The following is a 12,495-nucleotide window of genomic DNA, read 5'->3' as shown; positions in this document are numbered from 1 at the left end:
GATATATTGGAGGATTTGAATGGATAGTAACAATTTTACACCTCGTCAGATTGTAGCCGAGTTAGATAAATATGTTATTGGACAAAAAGAAGCTAAGAAGATGGTAGCCATTGCGCTGCGTAATCGTTGGCGCGCGAAACAATTACCAGAAGATGTGCGTGAAGAATATACGCCAAAAAATATTTTGTTAATTGGCCCTACTGGGGTTGGTAAAACAGAATTGGCTCGTCGTATGGCTAAATTAGTAAAAGCACCTTTTGTAAAGGTGGAAGCAACTAAATTTACTGAAGTAGGCTATGTTGGTCGTGATGTGGATCAAATGATTCGTGATTTAGTAGAAAATGCAGTACGCATGGTCAAAGAAGAAATGATGGAAGGGCAACAGGAAAAAGCAGAAGAATTAGCGAATAAGCGATTATTACAGATTCTTTGGCCTAAAAAGGAGAATGAAACATCTAAAAAGATGACAAATCCTTTAGAAATGCTTTTTGCTAATCCAGAGGACGCTAAAGAAGAAGAAAAGAAAGAGCCAGAAACACCAGAAATGTCTGAAAAGCGTAGCCAGTTCTATGAACAATTAAAAAATGGTCTTATGGATAGCCGTGAGATTGAAATTGAAGTGGAAGAACAGGCTAAAGCATTTGCAATGCCTTTAAATGGCGCACCTGATAGCATGGGAACGGATATTTCTGAGATGTTTGGTAATTTATTACCAAAGAAAAAGAAAAAACGTCATACGACAGTAGGTCAGGCCCGCAAAATCTTTATCCAAGAAGAGGCTCAAAAATTGTTGGATATGGATGCGGTGAATGATAAAGCGGTTCAATTAACAGAACAAGAAGGTATTGTATTTATAGATGAGTTTGATAAAATCGCTGCACGTAGTGGCGCATCTGGCCCTGATGTATCTCGAGAAGGGGTTCAACGAGATATTTTGCCTATCGTAGAAGGGGCAACGGTAAATACTAAATATGGGCCCATTAAAACGGAACATATTCTATTTATAGCTGCTGGTGCCTTTCATGTATCAAAACCATCTGATTTGATTCCTGAATTACAAGGTCGTTTCCCAATTCGTGTAGAGCTAAATAGTCTTACACAAGCAGACTTTAAAGAAATTTTAACGACACCACAACAGGCGTTGCTAAAACAATATCATATGTTATTGAAGGCTGATAAAGTGACCATTCATTTTAAAGAAGAGGCTATTGATAAAATTGCCGAATTGGCCTATCGTGTTAATAATGAAACCGAAGATATTGGCGCCCGTCGTTTACATACGATTTTAGAAAAATTGTTACAAGATATTTCCTTTAATGCACCACCAGCCGAAGAAGTGGATGTAACCATTACAGCCGAAATGGTAGAGGAACGATTAGGTACTATTGTACAAGATGTGGATTTGTCTAATTATATCTTGTAATGATTGGGTCGATTAGTTTGTAATATTTATTATAAAAAGCAATCTGTATAGGTAGCATTCGTTTAAGAGCGTCTACTTATACAGATTGCTTTTTTGTTTAACTTTTAATATATGATTTAAAATTTCTTATTTTAGTGATTTTATATTAGAGTAATTCGTCTACAATATGATGATTTTTCTTGAGTGTATTTATAAAAAAGGGGATAGCTGCTTCGGAATCACTAATAGGAATATTAACTCTATTTTTAGGAAGTATCCCATGAAATTGACTTAGATTTGTTGTAAAACTAGGTAGATTGGAGGCGTTCACTAAGGCAATAAAGGTATCATTGTCATTTTGTTTAATAAACGTTGTTTTTGTTAAGCGACTAACAAGATGGTTCCAAATCCCTAGATGTGTTCGTAATAGCATAGTTAAACCCGCTAAGTCATCTAATGTAATAGATTCTTGTTTGGCCAATGGATGATCGTCTAATACAGATAAAAATAATTTTTCTGTAAAAAATGGTTTTGTTGCAATTCGTGAATCATCTAAAGGGGCAGTTGTAATTACAATTTGGTAAGTTTCATTGAGTAAAGCTTCTTTTAATGTATTTTCTTCTTCTTGCTTTGTTGTTATTTTTTGATTAGGCATACGTGAATTGATTCGGTAGGTGATTTCAAAAATAGGCCCAGGTGCACAAGAACCAATAAAAAGAACCAATTGTTGTAAAGCGTGGTGGTGTACTTTATTTAAAAATTCTTGAGAGTGGCGTAAGAGTTGACGCGCTTGTGCTACAGTATAGTAACCTGTGTCGGTTAATGTCATACGGTTTTTCGTGCGGGTAAATAACTGAACCCCTAGTTCATTCTCTAAGCGTTGCATACTACGGGTTAAAGCTGGTTGGGATATTAAAAGTTGCTCGGCTGCTTTAGATAAAGTACCGCAATCATTAAAGGCGATAAGTTGTTCCAATAAGCGTAAATCAATCATAGGTACCTCGCTAGTATTTATATAAATCCAATATGATTAGTTTCACTATGCGTTTATATTATACTACATTAGATAGTTGGTATTGTACTATTTTTAGCAAAATTGATAGTCTATCTATAGAAATTACAATGAATAGAGAGCTTGACTTGAAGTTAACTTTAGGTTGTATGGTAATTATAAATATAAAGTTTACTTCAATTGAGAGGAGCATATGATGGGATCGGTGTATAGTTTTATTCAGTTAGTCATAGGGTGGTTACTTGTTAGCTTGCCTTTAATAGTTTTCTTATATGTCGGAGTTATTGAAAGTCAGCGAAATTTATATAGTTATGATGTAGGCATATTAGCTTATGTAGGTTGGTTAATAGCTTTATATATTAGTACCCGACCTAATTGGTTAGTACGTTGGTTTGGTATGGGACGTCTTATGTTTTGGCATCGCGTATTGGGTTCTTTGACCTTAGTAACAGCTATTGGCCATTATTGGTTCTCATTTACTATGCATAGTGAAATAAAATACACAGGATTAGTAGCTCTCATATTATCTGTAATAGCATTTTTGATAGCTGTACTCATATTGAGCCCTTTAGGAAGTCGCTCATTGATAGGGTTTCGCCACTTGAAAACAATCATTCGTGAACGGTGGTCACGAAAAAGTGGTTTATGGCTTCATCGTTTGTATATAAGCGCCATTTTATTAGGATGGCTTCATGTTCATTTGATTATACGAATTGCTAATAGTATGTATTTTATGATGCTCTTTGATGGCTATACATTATTGGTTCTGGCAATATACGGATGGCATAAATTAAAAGGATAAATTGAAGGTGCTGAACGAAAAGGTCATACGTTGTATAAAGCCGATGTCATGGTGCTAGCTAGCCTTATATTTTATGGGGCTATTACTGGTCAGTTAAAAATGGTTAGGATTGTATGTATGCTTTAGGAGAAGCTAATGATGGTGTAATGCCTAAAAAAGAGGCCTTTCTATGTATGTGTTTTAACTGTAAACTAAATTAGTTTAGTAGTTAGGCACATAGCATGTGAAAGGCCTCTTTTGTGGTTTATCTTATAGCAAAATGATTTAAATTATTTGCGTTTATTATTTTTTTTCTTATCTGAGATTACACCGTTTTTATTGACTGTAGAATTTTGTGGAGGTCTTTTTCCAGATATAGCGGCTTCTTCAGCTGCTTCATGGGCTAATAGAACGTGTTCATCATATTTGCCTTTGATTTGTAAAGCAATAAAGATAACAATTCCAATAATGATCACGGTTAAGCTAGTCATTTGAGCTGATTTTAATCCCATCGTAAGGTTTACATAGTCACCGCGTAGAAACTCTAAGAAAAAGCGGGCTGTAGAGTAAAGGATTGCATATAATACAAAGGTTTGTCCTTTTTTATGTTTTGTTGTGTTAAAGAGTAAGAGAATGACAAAAATTAATATGTCGATTTGTCCTTCCCAGATTTCAGCAGGCCAAAGGGGTTGCGCTCCATAGGTTTTAAAGGCTAAAGTTGTTTCAGGATAGAGTATACCAAAGTTTCCACCAGTAGGGTTACCAAATGCATCGCCATTCATAAGGTTAGCCATACGGCCCACCGATTGACCGAGAATTAAAGCTGGGGCAAAAATATCAGCAAACGCCCAAGGGTCTATGCCCTGGCGTTTTACATACCAAATACCGACTAAGGTCCCCAAAATAACCCCACCTTGAATGGCCATGCCGCCTTGCCATACGAAAGGAATTTCTAGTAGGTGATGTTGGTAATAGGTCCAGTCAAAAAAGAACACATCCCATAGACGAGCCCCGATTATACCAGCAATGCCAGTATAAATGGCAAAATCGACCATATGAACATGCCAGCCACGACCATCTTTTTTCAATAAGAAGTAGCCAACTGCGGCGGCACAGAAAATGCCTAGAGATAAAAGTAGCCCATAGGCACGAACAGGAAAATCACCGATATAAAATAAATATTGATGCATAGAAACCTCCTAATAATTAGTATAGTTTCATTATAGCGGAGAGCCTTTCTTATGACAATAAAAAGACCATATGTTATAATAAAAATTATTGTTAGGCAGGCATAATAGTAGTTACTTAGATTGTCAGGAGGCGATGCGCGTGAAAATTATAGCATTTTTAGGCCCGCGAGGAACATTTACAGAAGAAGCGTTAAATCGTCTTTGTCAATGGCAAGGATTGACAGTGACCAAAGAAGCGACTCATACTATTGAAGAAGCCATTGAAGAGGCTATGACTGAAAAAGCTAACTATGCCTTTGTGCCTGTAGAGAACTCGTTAGGTGGTACCGTGTTAACAACTATGGATTATTTAGCGGAACATCAGAACGTTGAAATTGTAGCAGAAATTAGCATGCCCATTCGTCATTATGTGTGGGGCATACCTCAAGCTAGTTTAATTGACCTTGAAGCAGTTTATTCTCATCCGCAAGCATTAAGGCAGTGTAAACGGTTTCTAAAAGATACGTTAAGCGCTGTTAAACAGGAAGTTACTACGTCTACTGCCGAAGGGGCATATATAGTCGCTACCGCAGGTAATAAAAAATGGGGCGCTATTGGTGGAGAAGCGATGGGCGCTCAATATAAATTAATTAAATTGACAGATCAAGTGCAGGATAATGCCTTTAATCTAACTCGATTCATTTTAGTTAAGCCAAATGAAATGATTCAGTTTGATGCCTCGAAAGTATCTGGCAAAGTATCTTTGCAATGTGAACTTGATGGGTTACGACCGGGATCTTTATGGGAATGCTTGGGTATTTTTGCTAAACGACAAATTAATTTGGTAAAAATTGAATCACGACCTACTAAAGGTCGATTAGGTGACTATAAATTCTTTTTAGATTTACAAATTGATCATAATGGGGCTCAAATCGAAGAGGCGTTAGCTGAATTAAAAGAGTTAGCCACTTCAATGCAATTATTAGGCACTTATGAAACATATCATGTAGAATAAATTGTTGATTATATAAAAAGCGATAGCCTAGAGAATAGAAAGGATAGAATATGAAACATAGAATGTTAGGTGCTTTAGTACTTGCTTCGTTAACTTTGGGATTGGCGAATGTAGAAGCAGCTGAAATACTGGTAACTAAAGATGCAACGACCATTAATACAAATGAGGTAAGCAAAAATACGGTTAATGAGCCTACTATTTTTTTACGAACTTTATATGGACAAATTTCATCAACAGATGAATTAGCGATTACAGAAGGTGAACATCTGTATATACCATTAGCTATCTATAAGCAAGTAAATTTGAACCCTATTACCTCTGAAAAGGGCCAATCCTATATACAACTTCCAGCGCCAAGACGAGCCGGCGATATGCTATATACTGGGGATACAAGGCAAGGTCAGCGGAAAATTCAGTTGGCCACGACTGTTCGCAATGGTCAGCAGTATGTAGATATGAGTAGCATTTCCCCAGCTTTGGGAGTTACAGCGACTAAAACTAAACAAGGGATTGAACTATACGCCCCATTAGGAGCTATCAAGCTAGCAGACCGTAAGGAAATACAAGAGCCTATTGCTTGGGTTTTTGATCCTTTTGTGACGAAAACTTATGAAGGGCCTATCGCTAAAAAAAGTACGTCCATTGTATCGCCAACTTGGTTTGATATTAGTGAGCAGGGCTTGACAGTAAAACCTAATGTTCGATTAGATTATGTGAATACATATAAAGACCAAGACTATCGGGTATGGCCCTTAGTGACAAATACCTTTGAGCCAGATTTTACCAGCAAAATCTTAAATAATGAAAAATCTTGGCCTTTGATTGGTGATGATTTGGTGCTTTATGCGTTAACCTATGGATATGATGGTTATAATTTAGATTTTGAAAATATCTACTATAAAGATAAGGCGAAATTGACTAGCTTTGTAGCGTATTTAATGAAACGACTCCACGAGGCTAATTTATTTGTATCTATGGATGTGACGGGGTATTCTGATAGTGAAAATTGGTCAAAGGTGTATGATCGCAAGCATTTAGGTGAGTTATTAGATTATGTTGTACTTATGGCATATGATGAAACACCAGCAGGGAGCAAAACGGCTGGGCCAGTGGCGTCCTATCCTTGGGTAAAGGAGAATAGTATGGCCATTATGCGTGAAATTTCTCCTGAAAAATTAGTATTAGGAATTCCATACTATATGCGTATTTGGGAAAAAACGATATCGGTAGATGATAAGGGGACGGTTCATTATGGGCCGGCTAAAGCTCGGACATTACCGATGGCTGAAGCAGATGAATTAAAAGCTAAGTATGGTGAACGTGTAAGCTGGAATGAAGAGTTAAAAGTCAATTATCTGCGTTTTGGTAATACTGATTTAGGGGAACAATTGATTGCTTATGCTGAAACGGGGCGTGAGCCACGGATAGCTGGGGGATTGCGGAATAAAACAGCGACTATTACCGAAGTGTGGTTTGAAGATACTCTGTCTATGCCCTACAAATTAAATTTGATTCCTGAATTAAAGCTGGCAGGGTTTGCGGCTTGGCGTAAAGGGTTTGAAACTCCAGAGTTTCGTCAATTTATAATCCAAGAGTATGATGCTACAAAAGTGAAAAAATTAGACAAAACAAAGCAAGAAGACAAAACAAAGCAAGAAGACAAAACAAAGCAAGAAAATACTAAGTCATCTAGCGTAATGATTACTAAAGAATCATGAGTATATTCCTGTATTGACGGTAGTTGACAATTAGTAATATAATTAAGTTTAAGACTTGTAGTTTAAGAGAGTAGAGTAGGTTTTAGAGGAATTTGAACTGAGGAGGCTGTGGCATGAACGAAAAATATGTAGCCCAGGATATTGAAAAGAAATGGCAAGCGTATTGGCTTGAACATAAAACATTTAAAACGGAATACGATGAAAATAAAGAGAAATATTATGTATTAGAAATGTTCCCATACCCATCGGGTAATCTTCACATGGGACATGTTCGTAACTATTCGATTGGTGACGTTGTAGCGCGTTTCAAAAAAATGAAAGGCTTTAATGTTCTCCATCCAATGGGCTGGGATGCTTTTGGTATGCCTGCTGAAAATGCAGCTATCAAACATGGGATTGCCCCAAGCAAATGGACACTTGAAAATATTGCTAATATGAAACGTCAGCAACAAGAGTTAGGTTTATCCTATGATTGGGATCGTGAAGTAGCAACTTGCAAAGAAGATTATTATCGTTGGACTCAATGGTTATTCCAACAATTCTATAAAAAAGGGTTAGCCTATAAAAAAGAAGCTAAAGTTAACTGGTGTGATCACTGTCATACTGTATTAGCTAACGAACAGGTTATTGATGGTCTTTGTTGGCGTTGTGATAATAAGGTAGAAAAGAAAGACCTTAAACAATGGTTCTTAAAAATTACAGAATATGCAGATCGTTTATTGGCTGATTTAGATACGCTTGATCATTGGCCTGAACGTGTTAAAACTATGCAGAAGAACTGGATTGGCCGTAGTGAAGGGGCTCAGTTTGCTTTTGAAATTCCTGAAATCAATAAAAATATTGAAGTATATACAACTCGTGTCGATACGATTTATGGCGTATCGTATATCGTGTTAGCACCAGAACATCCATATGTGGAAGAATTGATTGCTAATAAAGCTAATAAAGCTGAATTAGATGCTTTTATTCATAAGGTACGCAATCTTAATGAAATTGATCGTACATCCACTGATGTAGAAAAAGAAGGCCTTTTCACAGGGGCTTATGCTAAACATCCTATGACGGGGAAAGAGATTCCTATTTGGATTGCTAACTATGTATTAGTGGATTATGGGACTGGCGCCGTTATGGGTTCACCAGCGCATGACGAACGCGATAATAAGTTCGCTCGTAAATACAATTTACCAATCCTTCCTGTTGTTCAAAATGAAGCACAGACTTTAACATTTGACGAATGGCACACTGAGGCGCATGAAGATGGTGTACTTATTAATTCTGGTGAATATGATGGCATGACATCGGCTGAGGCCCGTGAAGCGATTATTAAGAATTTTGAAGATCGTGGAATCGGTCGTAAAATGGTCAACTATCGTTTACGTGACTGGTTGATTTCTCGTCAACGGTATTGGGGCGTGCCAATTCCTGTTGTATATTGTGATAAATGTGGTGAGCAATTGGTGCCAGAAGAAGAATTACCAGTTCGTTTACCAGAAGATGTAGTCTTCGATGGTGGTGCTATTTCGCCATTAGCTACTTCTGAAAATTTTGTTAAAGCGACTTGCCCATGCTGTGGCGGTGAAGCTCGTCGCGAAATTGATACCATGGATACCTTTATTGATTCTTCTTGGTATTTCCTTCGTTATACAGATGCACGTAATGACAAAGAAGCTTTTAGCAAACAATTAGCTGATTATTGGATGAATGTCGATCAGTATATTGGTGGGATTGAACATGCTATTTTGCACTTGTTATATTCCCGTTTCTTTGTAAAAGTTGTTCATGATTTAGGTCTTGTTAGCTATGATGAACCATTCAAAGGATTGTTGACGCAAGGCATGGTGCTTAAAGAAGGCAGTAAAATGTCTAAATCAAAAGGCAATGTTGTATCTCCAGAGGAAATTGTTGCCAAATATGGTGCTGATACAGCTCGTCTGTTCATTTTATTTGCAGCCCCTGTAGAACGTGACCTTGATTGGAGCGATGAAGGGGTAGAAGGCTCGTATCGTTTCTTAAGTCGTGTATGGCGTATTGTTGATGCTTATCAGCAATGGGCTAAGACTGGTCATAGTGATAAATTATCTAAAGAAGAGTTTGCTCTTCGTCGTGAATTACATCGTGTAATTAAAAAAGTAACAGCTGATTTAGATGGTAAATTTAACTTCAATACAGCGATTTCTAGTATTATGGAATTAGTTAATGCTATGTATCAGTTCAAAGATTCTCATGAAACAGTACAAGCTACATTGGCTAATGAATTAGTAGAAAAATTACTTTTATTATTAGCGCCTTTTACACCACATATTACGGAAGAATTGTGGCATGAAGTAGGGTTTGAAGGTAGTATTCATCAGCAAGAATGGCCAGTTTATGAAGAAGCAGCGCTTGTGATTGATGAAATTGAAATTGCCGTTCAAGTAAATGGTAAAGTTCGTGATAAAATCACCATTCCTGTAGATATGCCTAAAGCTGATTTAGAAGCGTTAGCATTAGATTTAGATCGTGTTAAGGAATTTACGACTGATAAAACAGTGGCTAAAGTTATCATTATTCCAAATAAAATTGTGAATATTGTTGTAAAATAGTTGCATATGAAAAACTCACAAAGTAATATATTGACTTTGTGAGTTTTTTTATACAATAATGAAGTACAGTATTAATTTATATATTTAGGAGGTAAAGATGCCTAAACGTAGTGATTATATAACGTGGGATGAATATTTTATGGGGGTTGCTATTTTAGCAGCTCAACGGTCTAAAGATCCAAATACACAGGTAGGGGCATGTATTGTAAGTGAGGATAATAAAATTTTATCCATTGGCTATAATGGTATGCCTTGTGGCTGTAGTGATGATGAATTTGCCTGGGAACGAGATGCTAGTAAGGATAATAAATATTTTTATATTGTACATAGTGAATTGAATGCCATTTTAAATTATCGTGGCGGTTCATTAGAAGGTAGTAAAATCTATGTTACATTATTTCCTTGTAATGAATGTGCTAAAGCAATTATTCAAAGTGGTATTCGTGAAGTGATTTATTGGCAGGATAAATATAAAGACACGCCTGAGGTGATAGCATCAAAACGCATGCTTAGAACTGCTGGTGTGCAAATTAGTGAATATATGCCTACAGGGCGCACCTTGAATATTAACCTATAGCTTGTGGCTAGTGATAGGGATTATACTTGATTTAGATAATAAAAACTCGTCATACAATTACTTACTCCGAGTTCTTGCGAACAAAGTCGTTTCGTAATTTGTATGACGAGTTTTTTGCATATAGTTAATTTATAAGAATACTCCCTATTACTAGCAAGGCAAGTATAGTGTTAAAGATGGTGATGCGTGGGGAGAAGCTGGGCTATTCCTTCTTTTACGTGCAGTATTTAGATTAATAATTTGCCTTTACTCATAATTGTTACAGTTTCACCAGCAGTGGTAACTCCTTCGATATTCATATCCTCATGACCAATCATAAAGTCTACATGGGTTAAGGAATGATTAAGGCCTTCTTGTTTCAGCTCCTCTTTGCTTAAGCCGTCACTATTAGCTAAGCACGTTGGATAGGCAGCCCCAACGGCTAAATGGCAGGAGGCATTTTCATCAAACAGTGTTTCAAAGTAAATGCGATTGGACTGGCTAATAGGTGAATAGTGATCTACTAATGCTATTTCACCAAGATAGGCTGAACCTTCATCAGTTTCAATAAGGTGCTTCAAATGTTCTTTGCCAACCTTAGCATCAAAGTTAATGATTTTACCATTTTCAAAAGTGAAATAAAAATCATTAATTTCATTGCCTTGATAGATTAAAGGTTTGGTGCTATATACAATTCCGTTAACACCATCATATTGCGGTGCTGTAAAAACTTCCTCCGTTGGAATGTTGGCATCGAAGATAATGCCACTTTTAGAGGCCTCAGCACCACCTTGCCATACATGATTTTTAGGCAGGTCAATTGTTAAATCTGTACCATTTGAGCATGTGTAATGAAGTGTTTGGAAATGATGTTGATTCATAGCTTTGGTGCGAGATTCTAATCGTTGTAAATGAGGGGCTAATTTTTCCGTGGGACTTACATTTTCAATGCGACATAAAGTGAAGATTTCGGCCCATAAGGCATCTATTTTTTCTTCGTCTGTTCCTGTGAAACCTAGCAGTTCAGCCCAGCGTAAGGTAGCAACAGAGGCTACGCACCAAGTAAGGGTAGAGTCCATAATTGCTTCGTGATAAAAGTGGAGAGCTTTATTAAGATGGCGCGATTGACTGGCAATACGTTCGGAAGGGACACCGGCTAGAGCTTTAGGATTTGCACTAATTAAAGATAAGAAAGCAGCACCTGCTTCTACATAAGTTTTATAATATTCTGGAATCCAAGGGGCTGGATTTGATAAAACTTCATCGGCCGCATGGAGTAGACGCTCTTTACCAATTGTGGTTGAGCGCCAATTAACAACCACTTCTTTGGCACCTAATTTATATGCTTCTTGAGTTACAACAAGAGCAAAATTCTGATTTTCTACATCAACATTAATGACTAATGTTTGATTCTTTTGCAAATTAACGCCTGTAGTTAATAGCGCATTTGCATATTTTTGTAAACGACTTGTTTCCATAAATGTATCCTTTCGTATAGTAACACGCTCTGTGCTAATTGATACTCGTGGTATGAATTAGCAGGAGTTTCACAAATAAAAGGGAAACTATGAGTAAGAATAAAATATGATTAAACATCATTGTATTAAATCATACTTTGACTAGGAGGCGTGTTACGTGGAGCAACTAAAAAAATATAAAAAATTATGGCTATGTTTAGGTATAGCCTGTATGGTGTACCTTTTGGTACTACGGCCTATTATAACAGATTCAGAAGCGCAAATGAATAGCACTCATGGTGTTATGGTGACAGAAGAGAGCCAAACTAAGGGCCCTAATATACAAACGGAGGAAAATACAGAGGATAAAAAAAATATGAATGGGGATAATGAATATGTATATGTCACAGGGGCGGTAGAAACACCTGGTCTATATAAACTGCAAGGCGGACAAACGGTGGGGGATGTGATTCAGGCTTGTGGCGGTTTATTACCTTATGCATCAGTAGATACGATTAATTTGGCTGAAGTAGCAGCCAGTGGTAGTCATATTCATGTGGCTTTTAATTTTATGGGGAATCCTGAGGAATTATTGCGTAAACAAAAAATTAATATTAATACAGCTAATGAGCAAGAGTTAACTAAGTTATCTGGTGTTGGTCCAGGCACGGCAAAGAAAATTATTGCTTATCGTGAACAATCGGGATTGTTTAAGACGATTGAAGATATTAAGAAGGTAAAAGGGATTGGTGAAGCCACGTTTAAAAAATTAGCCCCTCATATTACGGTATAAACTAGGAGGT

Annotated in this window: 10 protein-coding genes; 7 read left to right on the top strand and 3 right to left on the bottom strand. The window is 36.9% G+C overall.

What is annotated here, in order from left to right; all coding sequences use genetic code 11:
* The first annotated feature begins 19 nt into the window (after positions 1-19).
* The gene (hslU, locus tag DYE54_RS02595) at positions 20-1,423 is read left to right on the top strand and encodes an ATP-dependent protease ATPase subunit HslU (protein WP_115309773.1); all 1,404 of its coding nucleotides are present in this window, start codon (positions 20-22) and stop codon (positions 1,421-1,423) included.
* A 145-nt stretch (positions 1,424-1,568) separates the two neighbouring features.
* Here hslU and DYE54_RS02590 read toward each other — a convergent pair whose 3' ends face one another.
* Complete coding sequence (locus DYE54_RS02590; protein WP_115309772.1) at positions 1,569-2,396, bottom strand: LysR family transcriptional regulator; 828 nt, start codon at positions 2,394-2,396, stop codon at positions 1,569-1,571.
* Positions 2,397-2,607: 211 nt separating this feature from the next.
* Here DYE54_RS02590 and DYE54_RS02585 point away from each other — a divergent pair, with 211 nt between their 5' ends.
* Positions 2,608-3,216: a ferric reductase-like transmembrane domain-containing protein gene (locus DYE54_RS02585; protein WP_147285256.1), complete on the top strand. Its 609-nt coding sequence runs from the start codon at positions 2,608-2,610 to the stop codon at positions 3,214-3,216.
* Positions 3,217-3,485: 269 nt separating this feature from the next.
* Here DYE54_RS02585 and lgt read toward each other — a convergent pair whose 3' ends face one another.
* Positions 3,486-4,385 (bottom strand): prolipoprotein diacylglyceryl transferase, encoded by a 900-nt coding sequence (lgt, locus tag DYE54_RS02580; RefSeq protein WP_115309770.1) that lies wholly within the window; start codon positions 4,383-4,385, stop codon positions 3,486-3,488.
* Positions 4,386-4,524: 139 nt separating this feature from the next.
* Here lgt and pheA point away from each other — a divergent pair, with 139 nt between their 5' ends.
* From pheA to DYE54_RS02560, 4 genes are all read left to right on the top strand, one after another.
* Positions 4,525-5,379 carry a prephenate dehydratase gene (gene pheA, locus DYE54_RS02575; RefSeq protein WP_172460541.1) on the top strand — a complete coding sequence of 285 codons (855 nt, stop codon included), beginning with the start codon at positions 4,525-4,527 and terminating at the stop codon, positions 5,377-5,379.
* Between the two features lie 50 nt (positions 5,380-5,429).
* The gene (locus tag DYE54_RS02570; RefSeq protein WP_115309768.1) at positions 5,430-7,097 is read left to right on the top strand and encodes a glycosyl hydrolase family 18 protein; all 1,668 of its coding nucleotides are present in this window, start codon (positions 5,430-5,432) and stop codon (positions 7,095-7,097) included.
* Positions 7,098-7,210: 113 nt separating this feature from the next.
* Positions 7,211-9,679, top strand: a complete 2,469-nt coding sequence (leuS, locus tag DYE54_RS02565; RefSeq protein WP_115309767.1) for a leucine--tRNA ligase — start codon at positions 7,211-7,213, stop codon at positions 9,677-9,679.
* Between the two features lie 97 nt (positions 9,680-9,776).
* The gene (locus DYE54_RS02560; RefSeq protein WP_115309766.1) at positions 9,777-10,256 is read left to right on the top strand and encodes a deoxycytidylate deaminase; all 480 of its coding nucleotides are present in this window, start codon (positions 9,777-9,779) and stop codon (positions 10,254-10,256) included.
* A gap of 227 nt (positions 10,257-10,483) precedes the next feature.
* On the opposite strand, the gene DYE54_RS02555 is transcribed toward DYE54_RS02560, so the two are convergent.
* Positions 10,484-11,713, bottom strand: a complete 1,230-nt coding sequence (locus DYE54_RS02555; RefSeq protein ID WP_115309765.1) for an aminopeptidase — start codon at positions 11,711-11,713, stop codon at positions 10,484-10,486.
* 157 nt (positions 11,714-11,870) lie between these two features.
* Between DYE54_RS02555 and DYE54_RS02550 the strand changes: the two genes are divergently transcribed.
* A complete protein-coding gene (locus tag DYE54_RS02550) occupies positions 11,871-12,485 on the top strand; it encodes a ComEA family DNA-binding protein (RefSeq protein WP_115309764.1) in 615 nt (204 codons plus the stop codon).
* Positions 12,486-12,495: the final 10 nt, after the last annotated feature.

The sequence above is a fragment of the Veillonella criceti genome (assembly GCF_900460315.1).
GTDB classification, from domain to species: domain Bacteria; phylum Bacillota; class Negativicutes; order Veillonellales; family Veillonellaceae; genus Veillonella_A; species Veillonella_A criceti.
Note: the sequence above shows the minus strand (reverse complement) of the source record. Positions and strands in the feature narration are given on the sequence as shown.

Excerpts from the sequence above, each read along its gene's own strand:
- DYE54_RS02590 (WP_115309772.1), bottom strand. The coding sequence starts at position 2,396 with ATGATTGATTTACGCTTATTGGAACAACTTATCGCCTTTAATGATTGC.
- DYE54_RS02585 (WP_147285256.1), top strand. The coding sequence starts at position 2,608 with ATGATGGGATCGGTGTATAGTTTTATTCAGTTAGTCATAGGGTGGTTA.
- DYE54_RS02570 (WP_115309768.1), top strand. The coding sequence starts at position 5,430 with ATGAAACATAGAATGTTAGGTGCTTTAGTACTTGCTTCGTTAACTTTG.
- DYE54_RS02555 (WP_115309765.1), bottom strand. The coding sequence starts at position 11,713 with ATGGAAACAAGTCGTTTACAAAAATATGCAAATGCGCTATTAACTACA.
- leuS (WP_115309767.1), top strand. The coding sequence starts at position 7,211 with ATGAACGAAAAATATGTAGCCCAGGATATTGAAAAGAAATGGCAAGCG.
- hslU (WP_115309773.1), top strand. The coding sequence starts at position 20 with ATGGATAGTAACAATTTTACACCTCGTCAGATTGTAGCCGAGTTAGAT.
- lgt (WP_115309770.1), bottom strand. The coding sequence starts at position 4,385 with ATGCATCAATATTTATTTTATATCGGTGATTTTCCTGTTCGTGCCTAT.
- DYE54_RS02560 (WP_115309766.1), top strand. The coding sequence starts at position 9,777 with ATGCCTAAACGTAGTGATTATATAACGTGGGATGAATATTTTATGGGG.